The sequence below is a fragment of the Occultella gossypii genome (genome assembly GCF_019947135.1).
In the GTDB taxonomy this organism is placed as follows: Bacteria; Actinomycetota; Actinomycetes; order Actinomycetales; family Beutenbergiaceae; genus Occultella; species Occultella gossypii.
This window is the reverse complement of sequence record NZ_JAGSHT010000003.1, coordinates 170,430-192,151: the sequence shown is the minus strand read 5'-3', so window position 1 is coordinate 192,151 and position 21,722 is coordinate 170,430. Positions and strand designations below refer to the sequence as shown.

The 21,722-nt window shown below is 70.5% G+C and carries 32 protein-coding genes, 3 tRNA genes and 1 other RNA gene; 14 read left to right on the top strand and 22 right to left on the bottom strand.

Annotated features, from left to right (window positions below; genetic code table 11):
* The first annotated feature begins 72 nt into the window (after positions 1-72).
* Both KCQ71_RS04240 and KCQ71_RS04235 read left to right on the top strand, forming a co-directional pair.
* A complete protein-coding gene (locus KCQ71_RS04240) occupies positions 73-594 on the top strand; it encodes a small multidrug efflux protein (protein ID WP_223403151.1) in 522 nt (173 codons plus the stop codon).
* Positions 591-1,286 carry a GOLPH3/VPS74 family protein gene (locus tag KCQ71_RS04235; RefSeq protein ID WP_223403149.1) on the top strand — a complete coding sequence of 232 codons (696 nt, stop codon included), beginning with the start codon at positions 591-593 and terminating at the stop codon, positions 1,284-1,286. Before KCQ71_RS04240 ends, KCQ71_RS04235 begins: the two co-directional genes overlap by 4 nt.
* 43 nt (positions 1,287-1,329) lie before the next feature.
* Here the strand turns inward: KCQ71_RS04235 and KCQ71_RS04230 are convergent, their stop codons facing one another.
* Together KCQ71_RS04230 and KCQ71_RS04225 are read right to left on the bottom strand one after the other, a co-directional pair.
* Positions 1,330-1,668, bottom strand: a complete 339-nt coding sequence (locus KCQ71_RS04230; RefSeq protein ID WP_223403147.1) for a hypothetical protein — start codon at positions 1,666-1,668, stop codon at positions 1,330-1,332.
* 88 nt (positions 1,669-1,756) lie between these two features.
* Positions 1,757-2,980, bottom strand: a complete 1,224-nt coding sequence (locus tag KCQ71_RS04225; RefSeq protein ID WP_223403145.1) for an RtcB family protein — start codon at positions 2,978-2,980, stop codon at positions 1,757-1,759.
* A 106-nt stretch (positions 2,981-3,086) separates the two neighbouring features.
* Here KCQ71_RS04225 and KCQ71_RS04220 point away from each other — a divergent pair, with 106 nt between their 5' ends.
* Complete coding sequence (locus KCQ71_RS04220) at positions 3,087-3,425, top strand: TraR/DksA family transcriptional regulator (protein ID WP_223403143.1); 339 nt, start codon at positions 3,087-3,089, stop codon at positions 3,423-3,425.
* 96 nt (positions 3,426-3,521) lie between these two features.
* Here the strand turns inward: KCQ71_RS04220 and KCQ71_RS04215 are convergent.
* The 7 genes from KCQ71_RS04215 to rnpB form a co-directional block, all read right to left on the bottom strand.
* Positions 3,522-3,604: transfer RNA gene (locus KCQ71_RS04215), tRNA-Leu, on the bottom strand.
* 49 nt (positions 3,605-3,653) lie between these two features.
* A tRNA-Arg gene (locus KCQ71_RS04210) sits at positions 3,654-3,729 on the bottom strand.
* Between the two features lie 38 nt (positions 3,730-3,767).
* Positions 3,768-3,840, bottom strand: a tRNA-Gly gene (locus KCQ71_RS04205).
* A 330-nt stretch (positions 3,841-4,170) separates the two neighbouring features.
* Positions 4,171-4,383: a hypothetical protein gene (locus KCQ71_RS04200; RefSeq protein WP_223403141.1), complete on the bottom strand. Its 213-nt coding sequence runs from the start codon at positions 4,381-4,383 to the stop codon at positions 4,171-4,173.
* Between the two features lie 138 nt (positions 4,384-4,521).
* Entirely contained in the window at positions 4,522-4,911 is a 390-nt protein-coding gene (locus tag KCQ71_RS04195) for a type II toxin-antitoxin system VapC family toxin (protein WP_223403139.1), read from the bottom strand.
* A complete protein-coding gene (locus KCQ71_RS04190) occupies positions 4,908-5,141 on the bottom strand; it encodes a type II toxin-antitoxin system Phd/YefM family antitoxin (RefSeq protein ID WP_223403137.1) in 234 nt (77 codons plus the stop codon). Before KCQ71_RS04190 ends, KCQ71_RS04195 begins: the two co-directional genes overlap by 4 nt.
* Positions 5,142-5,295: 154 nt before the next feature.
* An RNA gene (gene rnpB, locus KCQ71_RS04185) (RNase P RNA component class A) lies at positions 5,296-5,668 on the bottom strand.
* 42 nt (positions 5,669-5,710) lie between these two features.
* Here rnpB and KCQ71_RS04180 point away from each other — a divergent pair.
* Positions 5,711-6,487: a YaaA family protein gene (locus KCQ71_RS04180; protein WP_223403135.1), complete on the top strand. Its 777-nt coding sequence runs from the start codon at positions 5,711-5,713 to the stop codon at positions 6,485-6,487.
* 13 nt (positions 6,488-6,500) lie between these two features.
* Here KCQ71_RS04180 and KCQ71_RS04175 read toward each other — a convergent pair whose 3' ends face one another.
* From KCQ71_RS04175 to KCQ71_RS04165, 3 genes are all read right to left on the bottom strand, one after another.
* The gene (locus KCQ71_RS04175) at positions 6,501-7,364 is read right to left on the bottom strand and encodes an alpha/beta fold hydrolase (RefSeq protein WP_223403134.1); all 864 of its coding nucleotides are present in this window, start codon (positions 7,362-7,364) and stop codon (positions 6,501-6,503) included.
* The gene (locus KCQ71_RS04170) at positions 7,361-7,849 is read right to left on the bottom strand and encodes a GbsR/MarR family transcriptional regulator (protein WP_223403132.1); all 489 of its coding nucleotides are present in this window, start codon (positions 7,847-7,849) and stop codon (positions 7,361-7,363) included. The genes KCQ71_RS04175 and KCQ71_RS04170 overlap by 4 nt, the downstream gene beginning before the upstream one ends.
* Before the next feature lie 75 nt (positions 7,850-7,924).
* Positions 7,925-8,482, bottom strand: coding sequence for a dihydrofolate reductase family protein (locus tag KCQ71_RS04165; protein WP_223403130.1), 558 nt, complete (start codon positions 8,480-8,482; stop codon positions 7,925-7,927).
* 105 nt (positions 8,483-8,587) lie between these two features.
* On the opposite strand from KCQ71_RS04165, the gene KCQ71_RS04160 reads away from it, so the two are divergent.
* The 3 genes from KCQ71_RS04160 (at position 8,588) to KCQ71_RS04150 (ending at position 10,659) form a co-directional block, all read left to right on the top strand.
* Entirely contained in the window at positions 8,588-9,220 is a 633-nt protein-coding gene (locus KCQ71_RS04160; RefSeq protein ID WP_223403128.1) for a TetR/AcrR family transcriptional regulator, read from the top strand.
* Between the two features lie 21 nt (positions 9,221-9,241).
* A complete protein-coding gene (locus tag KCQ71_RS04155) occupies positions 9,242-10,054 on the top strand; it encodes a phosphotransferase (protein ID WP_223403126.1) in 813 nt (270 codons plus the stop codon).
* Positions 10,055-10,131: 77 nt separating this feature from the next.
* Positions 10,132-10,659: an RDD family protein gene (locus tag KCQ71_RS04150; protein WP_223403124.1), complete on the top strand. Its 528-nt coding sequence runs from the start codon at positions 10,132-10,134 to the stop codon at positions 10,657-10,659.
* On the opposite strand, the gene KCQ71_RS04145 is transcribed toward KCQ71_RS04150, so the two are convergent.
* The 4 genes from KCQ71_RS04145 to KCQ71_RS04130 are packed head-to-tail and all read right to left on the bottom strand — an operon-like array spanning position 10,656 to position 13,831.
* Complete coding sequence (locus tag KCQ71_RS04145; RefSeq protein WP_223403122.1) at positions 10,656-11,336, bottom strand: histidine phosphatase family protein; 681 nt, start codon at positions 11,334-11,336, stop codon at positions 10,656-10,658. The genes KCQ71_RS04150 and KCQ71_RS04145 overlap by 4 nt on opposite strands.
* Before the next feature lie 16 nt (positions 11,337-11,352).
* A complete protein-coding gene (locus tag KCQ71_RS04140) occupies positions 11,353-12,081 on the bottom strand; it encodes a zinc ribbon domain-containing protein (RefSeq protein ID WP_223403120.1) in 729 nt (242 codons plus the stop codon).
* 33 nt (positions 12,082-12,114) lie between these two features.
* Entirely contained in the window at positions 12,115-12,633 is a 519-nt protein-coding gene (locus KCQ71_RS04135; protein ID WP_223403118.1) for a SixA phosphatase family protein, read from the bottom strand.
* Between the two features lie 34 nt (positions 12,634-12,667).
* Positions 12,668-13,831 carry a Nif3-like dinuclear metal center hexameric protein gene (locus tag KCQ71_RS04130; RefSeq protein ID WP_223403116.1) on the bottom strand — a complete coding sequence of 388 codons (1,164 nt, stop codon included), beginning with the start codon at positions 13,829-13,831 and terminating at the stop codon, positions 12,668-12,670.
* A 159-nt stretch (positions 13,832-13,990) separates the two neighbouring features.
* On the opposite strand from KCQ71_RS04130, the gene KCQ71_RS04125 reads away from it, so the two are divergent.
* The 7 genes from KCQ71_RS04125 to KCQ71_RS04095 all read left to right on the top strand — a co-directional run bounded on the left by KCQ71_RS04125 (position 13,991) and on the right by KCQ71_RS04095 (position 18,913).
* On the top strand, positions 13,991-14,935 hold the full coding sequence (locus KCQ71_RS04125; protein ID WP_223403108.1) for a transporter substrate-binding domain-containing protein: 945 nt from the start codon (positions 13,991-13,993) through the stop codon (positions 14,933-14,935).
* Positions 14,936-15,005: 70 nt separating this feature from the next.
* Entirely contained in the window at positions 15,006-15,653 is a 648-nt protein-coding gene (locus KCQ71_RS04120) for an amino acid ABC transporter permease (RefSeq protein WP_223403106.1), read from the top strand.
* Positions 15,650-16,507, top strand: coding sequence for an amino acid ABC transporter permease (locus KCQ71_RS04115; protein ID WP_223403104.1), 858 nt, complete (start codon positions 15,650-15,652; stop codon positions 16,505-16,507). The genes KCQ71_RS04120 and KCQ71_RS04115 overlap by 4 nt, the downstream gene beginning before the upstream one ends.
* A gap of 120 nt (positions 16,508-16,627) precedes the next feature.
* The gene (locus KCQ71_RS04110; RefSeq protein WP_504739591.1) at positions 16,628-17,386 is read left to right on the top strand and encodes a YbaB/EbfC family nucleoid-associated protein; all 759 of its coding nucleotides are present in this window, start codon (positions 16,628-16,630) and stop codon (positions 17,384-17,386) included.
* Positions 17,387-17,396: 10 nt separating this feature from the next.
* On the top strand, positions 17,397-17,711 hold the full coding sequence (locus tag KCQ71_RS04105; RefSeq protein ID WP_223403102.1) for a hypothetical protein: 315 nt from the start codon (positions 17,397-17,399) through the stop codon (positions 17,709-17,711).
* Positions 17,712-17,757: 46 nt separating this feature from the next.
* Complete coding sequence (locus KCQ71_RS04100) at positions 17,758-18,459, top strand: hypothetical protein (RefSeq protein ID WP_223403101.1); 702 nt, start codon at positions 17,758-17,760, stop codon at positions 18,457-18,459.
* Positions 18,460-18,499: 40 nt separating this feature from the next.
* Positions 18,500-18,913 (top strand): hypothetical protein, encoded by a 414-nt coding sequence (locus KCQ71_RS04095; RefSeq protein ID WP_223403099.1) that lies wholly within the window; start codon positions 18,500-18,502, stop codon positions 18,911-18,913.
* On the opposite strand, the gene KCQ71_RS04090 is transcribed toward KCQ71_RS04095, so the two are convergent.
* From KCQ71_RS04090 to KCQ71_RS04065, 6 genes are all read right to left on the bottom strand, one after another.
* The gene (locus tag KCQ71_RS04090; protein ID WP_223403097.1) at positions 18,853-19,233 is read right to left on the bottom strand and encodes a TfoX/Sxy family protein; all 381 of its coding nucleotides are present in this window, start codon (positions 19,231-19,233) and stop codon (positions 18,853-18,855) included. The genes KCQ71_RS04095 and KCQ71_RS04090 overlap by 61 nt on opposite strands.
* Before the next feature lie 3 nt (positions 19,234-19,236).
* Positions 19,237-19,596, bottom strand: coding sequence for a nuclear transport factor 2 family protein (locus KCQ71_RS04085; RefSeq protein ID WP_223403095.1), 360 nt, complete (start codon positions 19,594-19,596; stop codon positions 19,237-19,239).
* Entirely contained in the window at positions 19,593-20,063 is a 471-nt protein-coding gene (locus KCQ71_RS04080) for an SRPBCC family protein (protein WP_223403093.1), read from the bottom strand. The genes KCQ71_RS04085 and KCQ71_RS04080 overlap by 4 nt, the downstream gene beginning before the upstream one ends.
* The gene (locus tag KCQ71_RS04075; protein WP_223403091.1) at positions 20,056-20,397 is read right to left on the bottom strand and encodes an ArsR/SmtB family transcription factor; all 342 of its coding nucleotides are present in this window, start codon (positions 20,395-20,397) and stop codon (positions 20,056-20,058) included. The genes KCQ71_RS04080 and KCQ71_RS04075 overlap by 8 nt, the downstream gene beginning before the upstream one ends.
* A gap of 76 nt (positions 20,398-20,473) precedes the next feature.
* Positions 20,474-20,788: a hypothetical protein gene (locus KCQ71_RS04070; protein ID WP_223403084.1), complete on the bottom strand. Its 315-nt coding sequence runs from the start codon at positions 20,786-20,788 to the stop codon at positions 20,474-20,476.
* Positions 20,785-21,669: an MOSC domain-containing protein gene (locus tag KCQ71_RS04065; RefSeq protein ID WP_223403082.1), complete on the bottom strand. Its 885-nt coding sequence runs from the start codon at positions 21,667-21,669 to the stop codon at positions 20,785-20,787. Before KCQ71_RS04065 ends, KCQ71_RS04070 begins: the two co-directional genes overlap by 4 nt.
* Positions 21,670-21,722 lie beyond the last annotated feature (53 nt).

Sequence of the window (21,722 nt, the reverse complement as noted above, 5' to 3'; positions counted from 1 at the left end):
TTCCTAGAACACGGACTCTACTGGCGGTCCTGGCCCAGATCGGGCTCGGAATCGCTGACAAGGAGTCCTACCGTGAATCCCATCGCGGACCTGATCCGCACCTTCCAGGAACTGGTCGCCCAGGTCCCGGAGTTCCTCCAACCGTTCATCGTCCTGCTCGGCGGCATGATCCCCTTCATCGAGGGTGACGCCGGTGGCATCATCGGCGTGCTGGGCGGCATCAACCCGATCGTGGCCGGGGTCGCCGCGGCCACCGGGAACTTCCTGGCCGTCACCGCCGTCGTGTTCGTCAGTTCGCGGGCGCGCACGGCGGTCCTCGCCAGCCGCTCGGGTGGTGGGGTGCAGACCCTCGAGAAGCCCGAGCCGGAGTCGAAGGGGCGCCAACGCGTCCAGAGGTGGCTGGTCCGGTTCGGCGTCCCCGGGGCAAGCCTGCTCGCCCCGGTCGCGATCCCGTCGCACTTCACCGCAGCCATGTTCATCGCCTCGGGCGCACCGCGCGGCTGGGTCCTGCTCTGGCAGGCCGTGGCGATCGTCGGTTGGACCGCCCTGACCACCACGCTCATCTGGGTCGGCCTGAACACGGTGATCATGTGACCACCGCGCGACCCAGCCTGGCCGAGGACCTCCTGCTCCTGCTGTTCCAGCCGAACTCCGGCTTCCAGCGCACCGGCACCATCGCCGGCGAGAACACCCTGTTCTACATCCTCGCCGGCGCGGTGCTCGCCGAGCTCGGCCTCGGCGAGCACGTGCGCACCGCCGGCGGCAGGTTCGGGGGCACCCTCGTGGAAGCGGTCGAGGACAACCCGCCCGCCGACGAGATCCTGCGCTCGGTCTGGGACTACGTCGCCGAGAAGCCCCGCGGCATCCAGACGGTCCTCGCGGCGGTCGGGCCTGGACTGCGCGAACCGCTGTTGGACCGCCTCATCGAGCGCGGCGACATCCAGCGAGGCACCCGCAGGACCCTAGGCCTGTTCGACACGAGGGTCCTCGAGGGCAGCGGCGGCGAGCGCCGGGCCAGCCTCCTCGCCGAGGTGCGAGCGCTCCTCGTCGACGGCGTGGACCCGCAGCCGCGGGTCGCCGCGCTCGCCGCACTGATCTCGGGCAGCGGGACGCTGCCGCAGTTCCACCGGGAGATCCCCTGGACTTCGCCCGTCATCACCAGGGCCAAGGAGCTCGAGCAGGGCAACTGGGGAGCCGAAGCGGCCGCCGAGGCCGTGGCCCGCACCGTCACCGCGGTGATCGTCAACAACGTGGTCATCGCGGCAGCCGTCCTGCCCAAGTCCTAGGGTCGCGGCGGACGTGGCTCAGCAGTGGACAGCAACTCCGAGCTCACGCGCGGAGCAGGGCGTCCTCGGACACCTCGCGCCGCTCGTAGGCGAGGTCGGCATCCCGGGTGATCGCGCCAAGGGTCCGGTCGAGCCGGTCCGTGACGTTCACTGCGACCAGCCGGGTCACCCCGGCGCTGCCGGCGGAGGCCACCAGCGCCGAGACGGCGGCCGGCGTGGCGTTCGACGCCGGTCCCCCGTGCAGGACGAGGGTGTCCGGGCGCCGCGCCCCGGCTCGGCGCAGCGTGGCCGCGACGAGCAGGCGGGCCGAGTTCGTCGTGGCGAGCTGGCCAGGTAGCACGGCCACTGCGATCTCTCGGGTCATGTTGGTGTTCGACATCATGTGCTCCCTTCTCGAGCATGGTTGGTTGATGCGGGGTTGCGGCCCGGCCCACGAGCGCACGCTCGCCGGCCGGGTCTTCCGAGGGCGATCAGCCCTTCACGCACAGGACCGTGCGCAGGCGGGCAACCACCTCCACCAGGTCTGACTGCGCCGCGATCACGGACTCGAGGTCCTTGTAGGCGCCGGGGATCTCGTCGACCACACCGGCGTCCTTGCGGCACTCGACGCCGGCGGTCTGGGCAGCCAGATCGCCGACGGTGAACGTCTTCCTCGCCTGGTTCCGGGACATGCGTCGTCCTGCCCCGTGGGATGCGGAGTAGAACGACTCCGGGTTGCCCAGGCCGCGCACGATGTAGGACCCGGTGCCCATCGATCCCGGGATCAGGCCCAGCTCACCGGTTCCGGCCCGGATCGCTCCCTTGCGGGTCACGACCAGGTCCTCGCCGTCGATCTGCTCGTGCGCCACGTAGTTGTGGTGCACGTTGGCCACTTCGGTGAAACTGATGTCCCGGTCGGCGTAGTGCGTGCGCACGACGTCGACCATGAGGGTCATCATCACCGCCCGGGATCGGGCCGCGTACTCCTGGGCCCAGTGCAGGTCGCGCAGGTAGGCATCCATCTGCGGGGTGCCCATGAGGAACACGGCGAGGTCACGGTCCGCCAGGCCCTGGTTGTGATCCAGGTCCTTGGCGATCGCGACGTGACGCTCGGCCAGCTCCTTGCCGATGTTCCGGGATCCGGAGTGCAGCTGCAGCCAGACGGCGCCCTCGGTGTCGACGCACAGCTCGAGGAAGTGGTTCCCGCCGCCGAGCGTGCCGAGCTGCTTGCGCGCCCGGCCCTCAAGCTTCTGGACGCCGTCGTGGAGCCCGCCGAAGCGGTCCCAGAACGCACCCTCGCCGCGCAGCCGGTCCGCTCCCCCGGTGCCCGTGATCGGCCGGATCCGGCGCAGGTCCACCTGCTCGTCGTGGGAGTGGAACCCGACCGGGATGGTCGCCTCGATCGCGGCGCGCAGGCCGGACAGGTCGTCCGGCAGGTCGGAGGCGGTCAGCGACGTCTTGACGCCGATCATCCCGCAGCCGATGTCCACGCCCACGGCGTTCGGTGAGACCGCGTCCCGCATGGCGATGACCGACCCGACGGTCGCGCCCTTGCCGAGGTGGACGTCCGGCATCACGCGCACGCCGGCGACCCAGGGCAGGGCGGCGATGTTTCGGAGCTGCTGGAGGGCTTGCGCCTCCACCTCGTGCTCGTGTGCCCACATGAGGGTGGACGCCTTGGCACCGCTGAGCGGAACGGGGTACGGGGTGTTCATGCTGGCCTCCTTCCGGGAGGTCTGGTGGGGTACGAATCGTGACGGTGACGGACACCTCGGAGCCGCCGGCGTTGTGTGCCGCGCTCAGGCGTGGTCGACTTCGGGGATGGATGAGGACACCGCGCGAGAGGTGCTGCTCGCGCTGCGCGAGGAAGCACTCGCGCGGCTGGCAGACCTCGGCGTCAACCGCGACGACGTCGTGCAGGCGTCCCAGGGTGCCAACATCGACGACGAGCACGACCCCGAAGGCTCGACCATCGCCTACGAACGTGCGCTGCTGGAGGCGCTGGCAGTCAGCGCGCGAGCACGGATCGCCGATACCGATGCAGCCCTGGCACGCCTCGCCGCCGGCGACTACGGGATCTGCGAGGTGTGCGGGGAACCCATCGGTGCGGAACGTCTCGCGGCGCGTCCGGTCGCGTCCCGGTGCCTGAGGCATTCCTGAACGTCTGCGACCCGGCGGCCCCGCTCGAGCGGCGGACGCTCTGACCCACTGAGTCACAGGGTCCTGCGGATCGCGGACCGGTGCGGTCCGCCGTCGTGGCCTCCGAGGGATTCGAACCCTCACACCCATCGGGAACGCGGCTCTGAGCCGTGCGCGTCTACCAGTTCCGCCAGGAGGCCGAGGTGGTCGCTGCACCCGGAGGTGCTCACCGTGCGCGACCGGCACGGTTGGTGCCTTCGGCAGGACTCGAACCTGCAACCTCCTGATTCGTAGTCAGGTGCTCTGTCCTTTGAGCTACGAGGGCGAGTGCCGGATGGGCTCCGGGACCGTGGTTGAACTGAGAGCGAGCGGCCGGATTCGAACCGGCGTCGACTGCTTGGAAGGCAGTGGTCCTGGGCCACTGGACGACGCTCGCGACCTCGGGCACCCCGTTCGCCCTGCCGGCTCCACCCGGCGGCGGTCTGGCCGCTGGGTGTCGACGTCGGTGCGGGGTCGCCCGAACTCGGGCGGGGATGGTGCCCCGCCCGGTGTTGCTGTCCACTGTTGAGGTTTCAAGGTGCCCCTGAGGGCTCGAGGGCTCCACCCGCGGATGGGCCCGTTCGTTCGCGCCCCGTGCGCGGCGACCCGCTGGTCGTCTGGCCGCACAACGGAAACGGGGCCACCTGACTGGTGACCCCGTGGAGGTTCGGACCCCTGGCCCGACCCTGCCGCGGCTATCCGCTGCTCGGGTGGACCGGCGTCCTCATCAGGTGGCGCGAGCCGGGCTCGCTGTCCCCACGGGGCTGGGCCACAGGTAGTGGTGGCCCTTGGGCTCGGAATCAGGCTGCTTCTGCTCGGCCCGCATGGATCGGGTCGGTCGCGGGTGTTCCGCCGCCGCCGCATTCGCCGAGCCGAGTCCGGGCAGCACGACGACGTCGAAGGCGATGGCCCTCGTGGTCGTGGTGATGCGCGCAGACATGATGCTCCTTGGCAGGTGGGTGCTGCTCTGTGCAACGAAGGCTACGGGTGGGTTCTTCCGTTTGCCAGGGAGTTTTCACACGCTCCGGCGTGTCGCGTCCGTTATGGCGTGTCGCGACGCCGTGGCTCACGGCACCCGTCAGGCCCGCTCGACGCCCGCGCCGTAAGCGAGCACCTGCTCATCGACGGTCAGGAGTGTCGCTTCCTCCTGCCTGGCCTGAGCGACCAGGAGCCGATCGAATGGGTCCCGGTGCAGAGGCGGCAGGCGGCCCACACCCAGCACGTGCTCACCCTCGATCGCCACCTCGACCAGTCCAGCGAGACGCGCGTGCGCTCGCAGTGCGTCGGGGTCGATCTGGAAGTCTGTGCGTCCGAGCTGGAGCTTGATCACCAACTCCCAGAGGCTGACCACACTGAAGCGCACGTCTGCGGCGGGGTCCTCAAGCAGGGCCCGAGTGGTTCGCGGGAGCCGATCCGATCCGACCCCTGCCCAGAGCAGGAGATGCGTGTCGAGCAGGTAACCGCTCACCCATCGACTCCGAACAGTTCGGCGATCTCCGTAGCCGCCATGGTGTCGAAGTCCTCCGGGATTCGGGTGCCCTCAATCACCTCCGCTGGGAGGAAACCGAACCGGCTCGCCCCGTACTGCCCCAGCGGAACGACCCGCGCCACCGGTCGGCCGTTGTTGGTGACGATGAACTCCTCTTTGATGAGCCGGGACAGGTGAGTCTTCGCCTCATGCATGCTGACGGTCCTCATCGACGCCTCCACGGAGCCTTAGTTCACCTTAGTCTAACCCGCGCGGGTGGGCCTTGGCCATCTCCTCGTCGAGGCGCCCGACCGGTGGGGTGCACTCACTCAGGAAAAGCGCGTCGGGGCCGAGCGTGGCCTCATCCGGCAAGACTCCCGGGAGTGGATGAGCCGGCCGATACGCCGGGTTCTGTCCCGGACCGCGTGCGATCCGGGGGCGGCCATCCATCTACGACGTACGTTGCCGCACGCCTCCAGCGACCTACCCGGAAGCTCGGGCGAGCAGCCCTCGAACGCTTCCTGTCTGGTCTTGCTCCGGGTGGGGTTTACCTAGCCGCTTCGGTCACCCGATGCGCTGGTGGTCTCTTACACCACCGTTTCACCCTTACCGCGCCGGCGAACCGGTGCGGCGGTCTACTTTCTGTGGCACTGTCCCGCGGGTCACCCCGGGTGGGCGTTACCCACCACCCTGCCCTGTGGAGCCCGGACGTTCCTCGGCACGGATCACTCCGTGACGCGACCGCCTGGCCGACTCATCCGTGTCCGAGTCTAGCCGCCCGCGCGCCTACCCTTGGTGCGTGCTCATCCTGCTTCCCCCGTCCGAGGGCAAGACCGGCCCGAGGCGCGGTGCCCCTGTGAACCTGGAGAAACTCAGCCATCCCGAGCTGTCCGAGCACCGCGAGCGCCTGCTCGACCTGGTGATCGACGCCAGCGCCCGCCCGGACGCGGCCCGGGTCCTCGACATCCCGCCGACCCTGACGGCCGAGATCGAGCACAACACGACCCTGCGCTCGGCGCCGGCGGCGCCCGCGTCGAAGGTCTACACCGGGGTCCTGTACGCGGCCGCCGGTCTGGACACCCTCACCGGGACCGCCCGACGGCGGGCGAACAGTTCCGTACGGATCGTGTCCGGTCTGTGGGGCGTGCTCGCCCCGACGGACCGGATCCCCGCCTACCGGACCTCCATCTGCGCGAAGCTGCCCGGCGTCGGCGAGCTGACCCAGTACTGGGCACCCGCGCTGAAGCAGACCCTCGCAGAGGACTGGGGCGTGGTGATCGACGCCCGATCCTCCAGTTACCTGCCCACGTGGCGTCCGCCGTCGGGCCTGCCGTGGCTCACGGTTCGGGTGGTGCAGATCCGTGACGGCAAGCCCACCGTGGTCTCCCACTTCGCCAAGCACACCCGCGGCGTGCTGACCCACCACCTGCTCACCCGTCCCGGTGCCCCGCCGCGCACCTCGGCTCAGGTACTGGCTGCCGCGCAGGAACTGATCCCGACCGTCTTGCGCGACGCGAGCCTGCTCCCCCGCACCGGACGCACCGGCCCGGACACCCTGGAACTCATCCTGGCGTGATCCGCGCCGGCGCTCAGGTCGACGCGGTCTCGGCCAGGAATGCCCGGACCGCGGCCACGTACTCGCGCGGTCGCTCGACCGGGACGAGGTGGCCAGCATCCTCGATCACTGCGAGCTGCCCCTGCTGGGCGACGGCGGCCGCCTGGCGGGGATAGCGCAGCGGCACCGCGGAGTCGTTCCTGCCGTGCACGAAGAGCACCGGTTGGGAGAGTTCGGGAACCCGGCTCAGGAAGTCGGCGCGCTGGTGGCGTGGCGCGATCTCGAACCGGTTCCAGTCGCAGAACATGTGGCCACCGTGCGCCCGCTTGTTGAGCAGTTCCTCGGCGGCCAGGTCGGCGAGTGCCTCGATGTCGGCCGCCGGCACGTAGTCGGCGAACGCGACCTTCGTCCGGACCCAGCCGCGCATGGCCTCAGCGGTCATGCTCCGGCCGATCGCCCAGGAGATCGGCGTCCGCAGCGAGAGCCAGGCGATCTCGTGCATCTGCACGCGATCCTGTAGTCCGCCGCTGGAGGTCAGGACGAGCCGCTCGACCCGGTCCGGGGAACGCAGTGCGTAGCCCAGTGCGGTGGCCGACCCGAGCGAGAGGCCGATCAGCGTCGCGGAGTCGAGCTGCCAGTGGTCGAGCATCCTGGCGAGCATGTCCTCCTGGCCACGCTGGTCCGCCCGGGCGCGCCACGGCCAGCTCTGGCCGTGTTTGGGTTGGTCGGGGACATACACGCGGTGATCAGTGGCGAGCTCGGGGGCGAGCCACCGCCACGTCCAGTCCCCGTTGTCGATGCCGCCGCCGTGCAGGAGGACCACCGCAGGGCCGGACTCGCCCAGCACCCGGTAGTGGATCCTGCCCTCGGGCAACTCGACGACGGCGCTACCGGTCATGGTCGACCCTGCGCCCGGCCGGGCCGGTCCCGGGTCTCCCACCGTTCCCACAGGCCCGGAAGCTCGGCCTGGAGGAACTCGTACAGCTCGTCCACGTGCTCGAGGCGCTCGCGACGGTCGGCCGGCGCGTCCGCCAGTGCATCGAGACCGCGGACGATGACGTCACGGAACGCCGTCGCCTTGGCATAGCGCGCCGCGAGCATGCGGCTCCACCCGTCCGGCGCGATCCGGAAGTACTCCTGGCGTTCGCCGCGGCGGCGTCGACCTTCGATGAGTCCGCTCGGGGTCAGCATCCGCGTGGCGTTGCCGATCGAACTGCGGCTCGCGTCCAGGGCGCCGGCCAGCTGCGCCGCCGTCTGCTCCGGCGGATCACAGATCAGGAGCCAGCCGATGACGCGTCCCGCGACGGCCGGAAGACCTTCGTCCGTGAAGAACCGAGCGACGTCCTCGACGAACTCTGCTTCGCTCTCGCTGGGATCAGGCATGTCTCCACTATGCGTGATTGCAACAATTACTGCAAGTAGTGGCGCATCAGGCTCGCCGTCGACGTCAGGGGCGGATCAGCGAGTCCGGTAGTGCGCGTAGATCAGTCCGCTGGCGAAGGCACGCTCCGACACCAGGTCGAGGTCGAGGCGCACGCCGTCGGGGAAGAACCGCTTGCCGCCGCCGACCACGCTCGTGGTGATGAACAGGTGGTACTCGTCAACGAGGCCGGCCGCGATCGCCTGGGCCGCGAGCTTCGGGCCGTCGACGCTGAGGTCGTGATCGGATTCGGCCTTGAGCCTGCGCACCGCGTCGGGATCGAAGGTCCGCTCGATCGTGGTCTTCGCGCTGGACACCGACCCCAGGGTCCTGGAGTAGACGATCTTCTGCGCTGACTGCCAGTCGCGGGCGTACTGGAGGATGTGTGGCGGCGCATCGGGCAGGGCGTGCGCGGTCTCCCAGAAGACCATCGTCTCGTACATCCGCCGGCCGTAGAGGAACGTGCCCACGTTGCGGAATGTGTCGCCGATGAAGGTGTGCACCTCCTCGTCCTCGGCACCGGTGCCGAGGGTGCCGTCGGCGGCCTCGGCGTAGCCGTCGAGTGAGGTGATCATCGAGTAGATGAGCTTGGCCATGTCGACTCCTTCGGCGTGTGGTGAGTCCATCGCCTCACCACACGCGAATCTACGCGGCCGCCCAGAGGTGAGTCAAGCAACTCACCTCCCTGGCATACTGGGCGCATGCCCCGTGAACTCTCCGCCTACCACCGACAGGTCGCGGCATCCAACCGTGTCGCGATCCTCGACGCGGCGGCAGGTCTGTTCCTCGAGCTCGGTTACGACCGGACCGCGCTGGCGCGCGTGGCCGAGAGGGCCGGGGTCTCCAAGGCGACGCTGTTCAAGCAGTTCCCGACGAAGGCCCAACTCTTCGAGGCAACGGTGCTCGCGGCGGGTGCGGCGCCGGACAGCGAGTTGGCGGACCCGCCCGCCGGAGACTTCCATGCGGGTCTGGTTGTCCTGGGCCTGGCGTACACGCAGTTGCTGTCCCGCCCTGGGATGGCGGACCTGATCCGGACCCTGATCGCCGAGGCCCCGCGGTTCCCGGACCTGCGCGAGCGGACCTTCGACTTCGGCACCCTGCCGCTCCTCGCGGCACTGCGGCGCTACTTGCGGGCGGAGACCGATGCGGGAACCGCCGACGTGGCTGATCCGGACGTTGCGGCGCCACAGTTTCTGGGCATGATCGCCACCGTCGTCTTCTGGCCGCGCCTGGTCCATGGCAACTGGTCGCTCACCGAGGAGGAGACACTGCGCGTGGTCGACGAAGCCGCGCGGACGATCGTGGCGCGCTATGGCACTCGCGCGAGCGTCTGACACGGAAGTATTGGTGCAGTCATGCAGGCCATACTCGACGGAGACGGTGCCATGGTCAGGGAGTCAGCAGAGCCGGAGCAGCCGCTCACCGGCGGCATGGTCAACACGGTGGTGCGGGTCGGCGACACCGTGCGGCGCACCGCGGGACCGTGGACACCGGCGGTCCATGCCGTGCTCGAGCATCTGGAACGCGTCGGGTTCGACCGCGCTCCCCGCGCGCTGGGACTCGATGATCAAGGTCGCGAAGTGCTGTCCTTCCTGCCGGGCACGCCGGCGGATCGGCCGTGGCCGGAGGTGTTGCGCACTGGCGACGGGCTGCGCCAGTTGGCCGAGATGGTCGCCGATCTCGCCGTGGCGTTGGCGAGCTTTGAAGCGCCACCCGACGCCGTGTGGCGCTCCGGCGGGGTTCCCCGGGACGGACGCCGGGTCCTGCGCCACGGAGACCTCGGTCCGTGGAACACCCTGTGGGACGGGGACCGCCTTGTCGGCCTGATCGACTGGGACTTCCTCGAACCGGCCCCGGAACTGTGGGACTTCGCCCAACTGGCCTGGTTCGCCGTCCCACTGCGTCCCGAGCCGAAGGGCTGGCGCACGTGCGGTTTCGCCGAGGAGCCGGACCATCTGGCCCGGCTGGAACTCATCGCCGACCACGCCGGGGTGTCCGCCGCCGACCTTGCCGCGACGCTGCTCGACCTGCAAGCCTGCGATCGCGACCGCATGCTGACCTGGGGCCGCGCCGGGATCCATCCGTACGACTCGTTCCTGGAGCGTGGACTCGTCGCCGAGATCGAAGCGGAGTCTCGTTGGCTTCGAGACCAGCTCCGCCTGGCCTGAGTACGCGCCCCCCGACGGCGGGAATCGTCCTTGCGGATGAGCCGGGCCACGACGCCCCCTTGTTAGCGTGGGCTGTCATGAACCCACTGGCGGGCAGGCGCGGCAAGGCGTACATCCTGGACTGCGCGGGCTACCTGGGCATCGCCGCCGCGACCGTGCCGCTCGGCCTCGTTGCCAGGAACGCCGGCTGGGGCCGGGAACAGACCCTGGTGTTCGCCATGAGCGCCGTGCCCCCGATCCTCGCGACCCTGCTCGCCGCCCGCCGGGAGTCGGGCCCGGGCGGTGCGACGTGGGGCAAGCGCCGGTTCGGCCTGCGGGTGAACACCGCCGACGGCGGAGGCGTCCCGTTCGGGCGGGCACTGCTGCGCAACACGATGAAGATCGCGATCCCGTGGCAACTCGGACACGCGGTCGCCGTCGGCGCGGCGTTCGGGGGCTACCAGCGCGCCGACCCGATGACCATCGCCGCGACGGTCCTGACCTACCCGATCATCGGCGTGATGATCGCCGGGGTCCTGATCGGCCAGGGCCGCACGGTCCACGACCGGATCGCCGGCACGTTCGTCGAGGCCACCTCGGCCGACGTGCTCGAGGCTGCCCGCTAGTCGAGCAACCCCGCCACGAGCACCTGCGCGAGCCCGTCCGGGTACACCTGGATCACGCTCACCGACCCCGACTGCAGCCGCAGCCGCCACCAGCCACCGGGCGGCGCGAGCAGGCACTGCCCGACGACGCTACGGATCGTCACCGCGTGCGCGACCACCACCACGGTGGACCCGGCGTGTTCGGCGAGCAGGTCCAGGAGCAGGGCGTGGGTGCGTTCGCCGACCTGCGCGATGGACTCCCCGCCCGGTGGAACGGTGGTGCCGGTGGTGTGCCAGGCGTCGAGCTCCCCGGGCCAGCGGGCGTCGATCTCGGCCTCCTTGAGGCCCTCCCACTCGCCGAAGTTGCACTCCTTCGCCCGGTCGTCCACGAGCGCGGACAGCCCGAAGTGGGCCGCGATCACCTCCGCGGTCTCGCGGGTGCGCACCATCGGGGAGGTGATCAGCGTCGTCGGCGGGGGCACGTCGTCGAACAGGTCGGACCCGAGCCGGCCCAGGATCGTCGCGGCTCGCGCCGCCTCGGCGCGGCCCGCGTCGTTCAACGGAGGGCCGGGCACCCCGGACCCGGAGTAGGCGCCGGTGGGCGTCATCGGTGTCTCGCCGTGGCGGACCAGTGCCACCGTGACGGGCTCCCCCACCCCGGTGGCGCCGCGGCCCGCCGCGTCTGCGTGCATGCTCATGAACGACCCTTCGTCTTCAAACCCGCACCAGGATGTAGCCGTAGTCCTCGGACTGGATGACGTCCTCCGGCGGCGCGTCCCGGATGGCCGCGCGCTCGGTGAGGCTGAGCGTGAGGTTCACGCCCTCGGTGGTCTCGCCGCGCAGCGCCACGGCCGCGAGCCCGCCGGTCTGGGACCGGACCCGCTCGTAGAGTGCGAGCAGCTTCGCGTCGATCCCCTCGATGGCGGCGGCCCGCTCTGCCTGCGCCTTCGCGATCGCCTCGTCGAGCTGGGCGAACGCGGCGTCCCGCTCGGCCTCGAGCCGCTCGGCGTCGGCCCGCAGCGCCTCCGCCTGCGCGGTGACCGCGGTGACCTCGCCCTCGGCGGCCTCCAGCCGCTCCATGACCTCGAGCTCGACCTCCTCCAGCGCGGCCTTGCGGCGGCCGAGGGACTCGAGCTCGTGCGTCATGGCCTGCAGATCCTTCGCGGACCCGGAACCGCTGTCGAGGCGCTGCTGGTCCCGGGCGGCCCGGTTGGCGACCTGCTCCACGTCGGTCTCGGCCTTGGCCAGCTCACGGCGGGTGTCGCTGACCACCACGGCCGTCTCCGCCCGGACCCGTTCCAGGTCCTGGGCGCGCTTGGAGAACTCGGCGAGCGTCGCCAGGCTCGGGTGGGATCGGCGCTGGTGGGCCAGCTGGGCCAGGCGGGTGTCGATGGCCTGCACGTCCAGCAGGCGTTGCTGATCGGCGACGGGGGCAGTGCTCACAGATGTCCTCCGGTGTATCGAGTGACGCTCAGCCTAATCGTCGTCGGCGCCGACGCGACCACGGGGGACCTCGAAGTCCTCCAGCCGTACGTCGCGGGAGGTGACCTGCCCCCAACCGCCGCCGAACCGCAGTACCGCAAGGGCCGCCGTCGGGAACTTCTCGGCGACGTGTTCGGTGACGTCGGACGGCTGCGCGACGTCGAGGATGAACTCGGCGAGGGTGGGCTCGTGCCCGATCACCAGGGCGGTGCGCGCGGTGCCCGGCAGTTCGCGCACGAGCCGGATCACGTCGGCGGGGTCCGCGCCGTACAGGGCGCCGTCGAAGCGCACGTCCGCGCACCTGGCCCCGCCGCGTTCGGCCCGCAACCAGGTCATCCTGGCGCGGGTGGCCGTCGAGCACAGCACCACATCGAGGTCATGGCCGGCCAGCACCCGGCCGGCGGCGACACCGTCACGCAGCCCGCGTGGCGCCAGCGGACGCAGGTGGTCCGGCTCACCGGTGTCCCACGCGGACTTCGCATGCCGCAGGACGATCAGGGTCCGTTCGGTCATCGGCTCCACCTCTCTTCATCGACAGGTGGGCCCATCAAACACCCGGGGCGCCCCTGCGTCCATCAGTCCGGACGACGGAGGCGAGCCGGTCGGTCCACGGGTCGGTGACGAGGGTGCTGACTCCCGTCACCAGGCCGGTGTCGGCGGCCAGGTCCGCGGCGGCGACCGGCAGCCACGGCCACTCGCTGGCAAAGTGCGCCACGTCGATCAGGGCGGGCGCGCCCGGCTCGGCGAGTGCCTCGCTCGCGCGGTGGTGGCGCAGGTCCGCGGTCACGTACACGTCTGCCCCGGCGGCCGCGGCCGCATCGAGGTAGGCGTCCCCGCTGCCGCCGCTGACGGCGACCGTCCGCACCACCGACTCGGGTGCGCCGGCGACCCGGACGCCGTGCGCCGTCGCCGGCAGTGCCCGGGCGACCGCCTGCGCGAAGTCCGCGAGCGTGCTCGGCTCGGCGAGGTCGCCGATCCGGCCGCTGCCGGTGGTGCCCGACGGCGTACGCGTGGGCAGGAAGGAGAACGCCGGCTCCTCGTAGGGGTGCGCCGCCCGCAGCGCGGCCAGCACCTGCTCGCGCGCCGGAGTGGGCACCACCATCTCGAGGCGGGTCTCGGCGAGCCGTTCGTGGGCGCCGACCTGCCCGACGGCGGGGCTCGCCCCGGGCTTCGGCGTGAACTCACCCGTTCCGGTCACCGACCAGGCGCAGCCCTCGTAGTCGCCGATCGCGCCGGCGCCGGCGGCCGCGAGCGCGCGCCGGACCTGCTCCGCCGAGGCGTCGGGCGCGTAGGTGACGAGCAGGTCCAGCGCGGGCGCGGGTGCCGGCACGAGGGGGCGGGTGCCGGTCAGGCCGAGGGCCGCGGCGAGGGCGTCATTGACCCCACCGGCGGCGATGTCGGCGTTCGTGTGCGCCACGTACAGGGCGATCCCGGCCCGGATCAGCCGGTGCACCAGGCGGCCCTTGGCACCGGTCGCGGCCACCGAGGTGACGCCGCGCAGGTACAGCGGGTGGTGCGTGACGAGCAGGTCCACGCCGCGTTCGATCGCCTCGTCCACCACGGCCTCGACCGGGTCGATCGCGAACAGCACCTGCGCCACCCGGGCATCGGGCTCACCGACCACCAGTCCGACGGCGTCCCAGTCCTCCGCGGTCCCCGGTGGGTAGCGCCGCTCCAGGGTCGCGACCACATCCGACAGTGCGAGATCCATCCTCCGAACCTACCCGTCCGGCAGGCAGGTGCCGCCGTCTCATGGGATGGGCCGCCCATCGTGTCCGGTCGTGGGTCGATCGGACCGGTGGGAGGCTGGCGACCGCGCCCTGTGTAGCCTTCCTACGCATATCCGTGGCGAACCCTTTCCGGAGGCATCATGAGAACCCGCACGACCACCCGACGGGGCCTGACCGCCGTCGCCGCACTCTCCCTGGCCGCCGTCGCCCTGGTCGCCTGCAGCCCGGAAGAGGAGGGCACCGACGGCGATGGCGCCGGCGACGAGTCGTCCGCCTACCAGGACCTGCTGGACAACGGCATCGTCGCCGACGACGCGACCGTCGAGGCCAACGAGTGGGCCAACGGGGTCCGCGAGGCCGGCGTGCTGACCGTGGGCGGCACCGAGACCTCGGAGCTGTTCTCGCTGCTCGACCCGACCACCGGCGTGGCCCGGGGCTTCGACGCCGCGCTGTCCCAGTTGCTGTCCCGGTACATCCTCGGCGAGGTGAACACGGACCTGCAGCAGGTCACCGTGGACACCCGTGAGGACCTGCTCGAGACCGGCGCCGTGGACACCATCTTCGCGACGTACTCGATCACCCCCGAGCGGGCCGCGCGGGTCGCGTTCGCGGGCCCGTACTACTCCTCGCAGAGCGGCATCCTGGTCCCGGTCGACTCCGACATCACCGGCCTGGACGACCTCGACGGCGCCACCGTCGCCACGCAGGCCGCCTCCACCGGCGTGACCGTGCTCGAGGAGTTCGCGCCGGGCGCGACCATCCTGGAACTGCCCGACCACGCCCAGGCGCTCGCCGCCGTCCAGCAGGGCAACGCCGACGCCTACGTGATCGACCAGAGCCTGCTGCTCAACGCCGTCGTCACCAACGACGACGTGCAGATCGTCGGTGAGCCGTTCGGCCCCGGCGACAACTACGGCATCGGCCTGCCGAAGGACTCCGACGCGCAGGAGTTCGTCAACGAATGGCTGCAGCAGATCATCGACGACGGCACCTGGGCCGAACTGTGGCAGATCACCATCGGTGACCGCGCCGATATCGACACCGCCCCCGAGCCCCCGGTGATCGGTTCCGTCGAGGGTTCCTGATCCCCCACACCTGGCCCGGCCGGCGCCCCCGAGTGGGCGCCGGCCGGGTGAGCAGCGAGGAGGCGCGCGGGTGCAGATCATCCTGACCGAGTACCTGGGCACGCTGTTGCGTGGTCTGGGGACGACGGCGGTGCTCACCGTCATCGCGTTCGTCGCCTCCGTGGCGGGTGGGCTGCTCATGGCCACGTTCCGGATCAGCCCGATCCCGCCGCTGCGGGCTGCGGGCGCGGTGTACGTGGAGATCTTCCGCAACGTGCCGCTGGTGAGCCTGCTCATCGTGGTGGTCTACGGGCTGCCGGAGATCAACCTGAACCCCGGCTTCGTGCCCGGGGTGATCATCGCGATGACGCTGGTCGGCACCGCATTCGCGTGCGAGACGTTCCGGACCGGCATCAACGCGATCGGTGCCGGGCAGATCGAGGCGGCCCGCTCGATCGGGCTGACGTTCGGCGGCATCGTCCGGGAGCTGATCCTGCCGCAGGCCACCCGCACGGTGATCGGACCGACGGTCACCCTGTTCATCGGGATCATGCTCAGCTCCTCCCTGGCCACCGTGGTCGGGGTCCGGGACCTGACCGGCACCGTCTCCTACATCAACAACAAGGAGGCGCTGGGGATCACCACGTTCCTCGTGGCGGCCGTGCTGTACGCGGCCATCTCCCTCGGCGCGGCGGCCTTCGGGGCTCGCATGGAGACACGGTTGCGGGTGCTGCGATGAGCATGCAGCACGCCTTGTTCGACACGGTCGGGCCGAAGGCGCGCCGCCGGGTCGCCATCGTCACGGTGATCTCCCTGGTGGCCATCGCCGGCCTCTTCGCCCTCGCCTACTACCAGTTCTACGCCAGCGGCCAGCTGGCGCCGTCGAAGTGGCGTGAGCTCCTACAGCCGTCCACGATGCGCTACCTCGCCCGGGCCCTGGGCAACACCGGCCTGGCCGCACTCGGTGCGGCCGCCATCGGGCTGCCGCTCGGCCTGCTCCTCGCCGTCGGGCGGCTGTCCCACCACGCGTGGTTCCGCTGGCCGGCGACCGCCGTGATCGAGGCGTTCCGGGCCGTGCCCGTGCTGCTCATCATCTACATCTTCATGTTCGCGCTGCCCCAGTACGGCATCAACCCGGACGTGTACTGGAAGCTCGTGATCCCGATCGGGCTGTGCGCCGCGGCCACCCTCGCCGAGGTGTTCCGGGCCGGCGTGCTCGCGCTGCCGAGGGGGCAGGGCGAGGCCGCGGCAGCGGTCGGCATGACGGGGCCGCAGGCGTTCCGGCTGGTGATCTTCCCGCAGGCGCTGCGGGTGGTCGTCCCGGCGCTGGTGGCGCAGGCAGTGATCGTCGTCAAGGACACCGCGTTCGGGTACGTGGTCAGCTACAGCGAGCTCATGCAGAGCGGGCGGGTGCTGGTCGCGAACACCGGCGACCTGATCCAGACATACCTGGTGATCACGGTCATCTACGTCATCGTGAACATCATCATCTCCCGGCTCGCCCAGCGCCTCGACAGCGTGCTGGCCAGGAAGCGCGCCGGCGGCGGGCGCCGGTTCACGGCACTGATCCCCGGGCGGTCCGCGATCCAGTAACGGCCGTGCCCGGTTCGGCCGGGCGCCGATGGGGAGGTCGGCCCATGTCGCTCGGGACGGGTTCGGCCCTATCGTCGGTCCCGGCACAGTCACCGAACGAGGAAGCGGGGAGCGCACCCTATGCGGGACGAGAATCTGGATAGGCTCGCGGATCTGCGGGACTCCATGGATCGGATGACGCAGCAAGTCGAATCGTCCCAGCAACGACTGGACGCGGCCCATGGCAACGACCGGGCCGAGGTGGTGACCGTTCGGCTCGACGGCGAAGGCCGGTTCCGGGAGGTCGCGATCCTGGAGGCGTGGTCGGAGGAGTACGAGCCGGAGGAACTCGGAGCCGCAGTGGTCGAAGCCTTCGTCGCGGCGAACATGCGCCGGACGGAGCAATGGGGCAGCGCGCTCCAGGAGCTCGACGAGGAGCCGGATCCCAGAACTCGACCGCTTCCGCCGCGGCACGAGCAGTATGCCTCGCGCCTGGAGGACCTGATCGGCGACTCGTCGATCGATGGCACTGCCGCGACCCGCGGCCTCATCGACCAGCTCGAGTCGCTCCAGCAGGCGATCGAGTTCGCCATGAGCGCCGTCGAGGGCCGCAGCCAGGCCCGCTCCGTGGGCCAGGATCGCCAGCGTGGCGTGGAAGCCGTCGTCGACGGTGCCGGCGGTCTTGTCGAGGTGCGGATCGACCCGGCATTCGCCGAGCGTTCGCACGCATTCAACATCTCCCGCGCGGTGACGGAGGCCATCACGAACGGCCTCGCTGCCTCCGCGACCGAATCGGCCACGGCCCTCGCCCCCGTGGACGATCTCAACGCCATCGCGTCCCGGCTGCAGGATCCGCAGGCGATGGCCGCCATCCTCAAGCCCGACGTCTACGACAGCTAGGAGCAGGACCATGACCGACCTCGAAGTCGCCCTCGAGAACCTCGCCGCCGACACCACGAAGTGGGCGGAGGCCGCCACCGGGATGAGCACGATGTCGTCGGCCCTGACCGGGATGACCCTCGGACAACTGGCATTCACCGGCAACGACCTCTCGGCCGCACAGGCCTACGAGGAGGTCCGTGCGCACGTGGAGCAGCTGACCAAGGCCGGGGCGGAGGAGCTGAACGCCACCGTCTCCACCCTGCAGACCGTCCACGCCGACTACCTCGCGAACGAAACGGCCGCGGCGGCCAAGTATCGGTCGATGTGGACCTTCGACGGCTGATCGCCACCCGCAACCGACTCGAGACATCTCCAGGAAGGCAAGAACCATGCATCTGATCGACGAGATCGTTCAACTGATCCTGCAGGTCCAACAGCGGTGGCAGTCGTTCGTCGACACCGTGAACCGAGTGCTGTCCTTCGTGCCGACGGCGCTTCAGTGGGTCCTCGACGAGATCAACCGCGTGTGGCAGCGAGTCATCCAGATGTGGGATGACTTCTGGGCGGGGGTGAACACGATCATCGAGAGCTTCGGCGACCCGGCCGGCGTCTCCGCGCAGAGCGAGAACTGGATCTCCAGCGTGGCGACCCCCTCCGGCTCGATCGCTTCGACGGTCACCGCCGGACAGTTGGCCACCGACGATGACTCCTGGTCGGGCGACGCGGCGACCAAGTACAAGAACCGGGCCACCGAACAGCACGCCACGATCGCAGCGATCGGCGAGACGATCGCCACCAAGGTCGTTGCCGCGCTGGACGCCCTGCGCACCGCGATGTTCGTCTTCTACGGCGCCATCATCGCTGCCTTCGCGGCACTGATCGCGGGGATCGTGGGCGGTCTGGCCTCCTCGGCGACGATCGTCGGGATCCCGGCGGGGGTGTTGATCATCATCGCGGCCGGTGGGGTGGCCGTCGCCGCGATCCTCGGCGCCGGCTGGAACCTCGGCAACACGATCCAGACCCAGTCCAACAACATGCGTCTGTCGATCACGGGAGCGAATGTGACGCGCTGGCCGGAGTTCGTGGTCTGAGGTGATCTCACCGCGCGCAGCGGGGATCGCCTTCGGCATCTTGACCCTTGTCTACGCTGCCGCGTCCCTCTGGCTGAACACGTTGTTCGGGGCCATCTCCGAGCCGAACGCGACCGTCAGCGTCGTCATCACAGTCATCGCCGTCGTCGCGGCGGTGGCCGCGGTGTTACTGCTCCTCGTGCTCGGTGCCGGCGCGAAGCCCGGTGCCAGCGGCCTGGTGGGCATCGTGCTTGGGATCCAGGTGGCGGCCGCGGTGGTCGGCGCGGTCTTCCTTGTCATCGCGCAGGGGCAGGGTGCAACAACCGTCATCATCGGCGTGCAGGCCATCGTGCTGAACACGGTCTTCGTGGCGCTGACCACGTTCTGGACCCGGAGGGCGATGGCCCGGAACCGTCAGGCCGGCCCGCCCGCTTCGCCCGGACCGCAGCCCCCGCCCGGCCCACGCCGGTTGTGAGCGAGGGCGACGTCGAGCCACTCGGACAGACCTGCTTCGGTGTCGATGTGGGACGCGGAGACCGAGATCCAGCCCGGTCCCATCGTGCGTCCGGCGCCCATCTCGGCCTGCTCGGCACCGGGCCTGGCGAGCAGTTCGTCGTGCCGATCGGCTGGGACGCGGACCAGCAGGTCACCGGGCTTCAGGGCGCTGACGACCATCTTGTCGTTCACCATGAAGGACCGGCCGCCGAACATCGACACCTCGCGGGTCGAGGGTTCGCCCGCGAGCAGGTCACGGAGGCGGTCGATCAGCTCGGCCTGGGGCGTCGTGACAACCATCGCTCACCCCTCGGCGGGTGGGCCGTAGGAGAGGCGGTCGAAGACGAGCACGCTCTCGACGATCTTCCCGTCCCGGACCGTGAAGCACTCCCCCGCCGGCGCCGTCGTGGTCGCTGCGGTCTGCGGGTAGTAGAAGAGGGCCACCCGCTCGCCGTCCGCGAACTCGGCGATATCTCCGATGCCGGTGAGCTGCGGCGCGAAGCCCGCGATGAAGGCGCGATAGGCATCCTTGCCGGACAGGTCCACGCCGGGAGCCCGACACGTGATGTCGTCCGCGACAAGAGTCATCGCCGCCTCGACATCTCCCCCGGTCCAGGCCCGGTGGTAGTCAAGAACGGTCGCATGCGCGGAGGGGTGAGTCATGGCGTACTCCCTTGCTCGGTGTCGTCGATGGTCAGGCCGTTGATGGGGTGCCAGGTGTCGGTGCCGGGCACGCCGCCGCCGGCCGCGGTGCGCAGGCGGGCCAGGAAGTGCACCCAGCCGTCCGCGTGGCCCTCGACCTGGGCCTCGGGCAGGCCCGAGTGGGTCACCTCGACCAGCGTTCCGGTGGTCGTCCGCGCCAGGCGGAACTCGACGAGGGATGATCCGGCCGGGAAGTCCGGGCTCCCAGCGGCACCCCAGGAGACCACCACGCGTTCCGGCGGTTCGACCGTGAGGAACTCGCCCCGGATCGCGTAGCCCGCGATGTCGACGGCGAACCCGCCGCCGGGGCGCGGATCGAGACTGGCGTGCTGTCCCATCCACGCGGTCATGCCCTCGGCCGTGGTCAGGTACTCGAAGACCGCGGACTGCGGTGCGTCGATCTCGATCGACGTCGTGTACTCAGCCACGGTCAGCCCCCGCCCGCCCCTCGACCGCGGACTTCAGGGCCACGAGCTTCGTGGGCCAGAAGTCGTCGAGGTAGGACCGCACCGCGCCGAGTCCGTCCGTGCTCACGGCGAAGAGATGCCGGGTCCCGTCCTTCGTCCGGCTCGCGAGGCCTGCGGCACGCAGAACGCCGAGGTGGTGGGAGGTCGTCTGCTGCGACAGCCCGAGTTCGGTGGCGATCTGCCCGACGGCGCGCGGTCCGGTCCGCATCACGCCAAGGATCGCGCGGCGGTTCGGGTCGGCGAGCGCACGCAGCGCGAGGTCGAGGTCACCTTCGCTTGCGGGTTGCGCGCTCACGGCTCTCCTCCGACTCATGGGGCTCGGGCTGAGCTCGAGGGTAGCACAAACGACTGTTTGTACTCACAGTGGCGTGTTAACGACTCTCGCGGGCCTCGGGCTCCGTGGGATCGAAGTTCGCCTTGTCGGTGCGCATGCCGGAGCGGAACAGCTCGAGGGCCGCGCCCGGCTCGATCGCCGACGCGAAGAACATGACCGACTCGTCGGGAGCCACGAACAGCGACACCCCACCACGCACCGGCTGCACCAGCAGCACCGCGTCGTCGTCCGGCAGCGCGAACGTCCGCAGCCTGATCCCGGGCCACCGTCGATGCAGCAGCTCGGTGCCGACCGCGACCAGACGCTGTTGCCGTGGCGTCGCCGCCCCGTCCACGAGCTCCACCCAGGTCATCGAGCCGTCTCCGCCACCACTGGATCCCCCACCCGCAACTGCCCGCCGCCGAGCGGGACCAGCCGGGTGCCGAACCAGGTCGCACGGTCCCACCGGCGGTGCCGGGCCAGGGTCCGGATGGGCTCCTTGCCACCGACGAGGGTGACCGGGTCGATCGTCGTCATCACGCACCTGTCGCAGATCTCGGTGGTCCGGAACTCGACGTCGCCGATACGCACGGTCGGCCACCCGTCCTCGGCGAACGGCTCCTCGCCGTCGATGACGACGTTCGGCCGGAACCGCAGCATGCTCAGCGGCGCGACGACCCTACGCGCGACCGTGGCAAGGACGCCCGGCCCACTCACGTCGTCGGGATCGAGTCCCACGGGATCCGGCTCCCCGGCCTCGGCGTCGATCCAGTCCTGCAGCTGTGCCAGCGACGCCTCGGATGTCAGTAGGAGCGGGCCGGCGTCGGCCAGCGTGAGCGAGTCCCCGGGGCGCCCGCCGTGCTCGGCGTCGACCGACCGGGCAGTGGGGTCGTCCTGCCAGACGAGTCGCACCGGCCGCCCCACCCGGGCACTGAGCCATTCGCTCGCGCAGTCCTCCGCCGGCACGGCGAGTCCCTGCCTGGCGTGGCTGACCGGTACCGGCGCGGCCCCGCGTGGGTTCTGCACGACGATGCTCCCGGAGTCCGCGTGGATCCGGATCGCGTCCGCCCCGATCACCTCGGCACGCAGCCCGAGCAGGGCCCGCAGCTCGCGCGCCGTGATCTTCTTCCCGGCCTCGTCGACGATGCCCCAGCGCCGATCCCCCGCCAGACCCCACGGCTCGACAAGCGCACTGGACACCTTCTGGCCGCCCAGGGACTTCACCGGATAGACGCGCAACTGGGTGACCCGCATGCGTCGATCCTCCCCCACATCGGCGGCCCGGGTCGCCATGGTTGCGCCGGTCG

Excerpts from the sequence above, each read along its gene's own strand:
- KCQ71_RS04150 (WP_223403124.1), top strand. The coding sequence starts at position 10,132 with ATGAACCCACTGGCGGGCAGGCGCGGCAAGGCGTACATCCTGGACTGC.
- KCQ71_RS04165 (WP_223403130.1), bottom strand. The coding sequence starts at position 8,482 with ATGGCCAAGCTCATCTACTCGATGATCACCTCACTCGACGGCTACGCC.
- KCQ71_RS04110 (WP_504739591.1), top strand. The coding sequence starts at position 16,628 with ATGCGGGACGAGAATCTGGATAGGCTCGCGGATCTGCGGGACTCCATG.
- KCQ71_RS04145 (WP_223403122.1), bottom strand. The coding sequence starts at position 11,336 with ATGAGCATGCACGCAGACGCGGCGGGCCGCGGCGCCACCGGGGTGGGG.
- KCQ71_RS04160 (WP_223403128.1), top strand. The coding sequence starts at position 8,588 with ATGCCCCGTGAACTCTCCGCCTACCACCGACAGGTCGCGGCATCCAAC.
- KCQ71_RS04130 (WP_223403116.1), bottom strand. The coding sequence starts at position 13,831 with ATGGATCTCGCACTGTCGGATGTGGTCGCGACCCTGGAGCGGCGCTAC.
- KCQ71_RS04220 (WP_223403143.1), top strand. The coding sequence starts at position 3,087 with ATGGATGAGGACACCGCGCGAGAGGTGCTGCTCGCGCTGCGCGAGGAA.
- KCQ71_RS04190 (WP_223403137.1), bottom strand. The coding sequence starts at position 5,141 with ATGAGGACCGTCAGCATGCATGAGGCGAAGACTCACCTGTCCCGGCTC.
- KCQ71_RS04105 (WP_223403102.1), top strand. The coding sequence starts at position 17,397 with ATGACCGACCTCGAAGTCGCCCTCGAGAACCTCGCCGCCGACACCACG.
- KCQ71_RS04155 (WP_223403126.1), top strand. The coding sequence starts at position 9,242 with ATGCAGGCCATACTCGACGGAGACGGTGCCATGGTCAGGGAGTCAGCA.
- KCQ71_RS04230 (WP_223403147.1), bottom strand. The coding sequence starts at position 1,668 with ATGATGTCGAACACCAACATGACCCGAGAGATCGCAGTGGCCGTGCTA.
- KCQ71_RS04090 (WP_223403097.1), bottom strand. The coding sequence starts at position 19,233 with ATGGTTGTCACGACGCCCCAGGCCGAGCTGATCGACCGCCTCCGTGAC.
- KCQ71_RS04125 (WP_223403108.1), top strand. The coding sequence starts at position 13,991 with ATGAGAACCCGCACGACCACCCGACGGGGCCTGACCGCCGTCGCCGCA.
- KCQ71_RS04170 (WP_223403132.1), bottom strand. The coding sequence starts at position 7,849 with ATGCCTGATCCCAGCGAGAGCGAAGCAGAGTTCGTCGAGGACGTCGCT.
- KCQ71_RS04115 (WP_223403104.1), top strand. The coding sequence starts at position 15,650 with ATGAGCATGCAGCACGCCTTGTTCGACACGGTCGGGCCGAAGGCGCGC.
- KCQ71_RS04065 (WP_223403082.1), bottom strand. The coding sequence starts at position 21,669 with ATGCGGGTCACCCAGTTGCGCGTCTATCCGGTGAAGTCCCTGGGCGGC.
- KCQ71_RS04225 (WP_223403145.1), bottom strand. The coding sequence starts at position 2,980 with ATGAACACCCCGTACCCCGTTCCGCTCAGCGGTGCCAAGGCGTCCACC.
- KCQ71_RS04100 (WP_223403101.1), top strand. The coding sequence starts at position 17,758 with ATGCATCTGATCGACGAGATCGTTCAACTGATCCTGCAGGTCCAACAG.
- KCQ71_RS04200 (WP_223403141.1), bottom strand. The coding sequence starts at position 4,383 with ATGTCTGCGCGCATCACCACGACCACGAGGGCCATCGCCTTCGACGTC.
- KCQ71_RS04175 (WP_223403134.1), bottom strand. The coding sequence starts at position 7,364 with ATGACCGGTAGCGCCGTCGTCGAGTTGCCCGAGGGCAGGATCCACTAC.
- KCQ71_RS04070 (WP_223403084.1), bottom strand. The coding sequence starts at position 20,788 with ATGACCTGGGTGGAGCTCGTGGACGGGGCGGCGACGCCACGGCAACAG.
- KCQ71_RS04085 (WP_223403095.1), bottom strand. The coding sequence starts at position 19,596 with ATGACTCACCCCTCCGCGCATGCGACCGTTCTTGACTACCACCGGGCC.
- KCQ71_RS04135 (WP_223403118.1), bottom strand. The coding sequence starts at position 12,633 with ATGACCGAACGGACCCTGATCGTCCTGCGGCATGCGAAGTCCGCGTGG.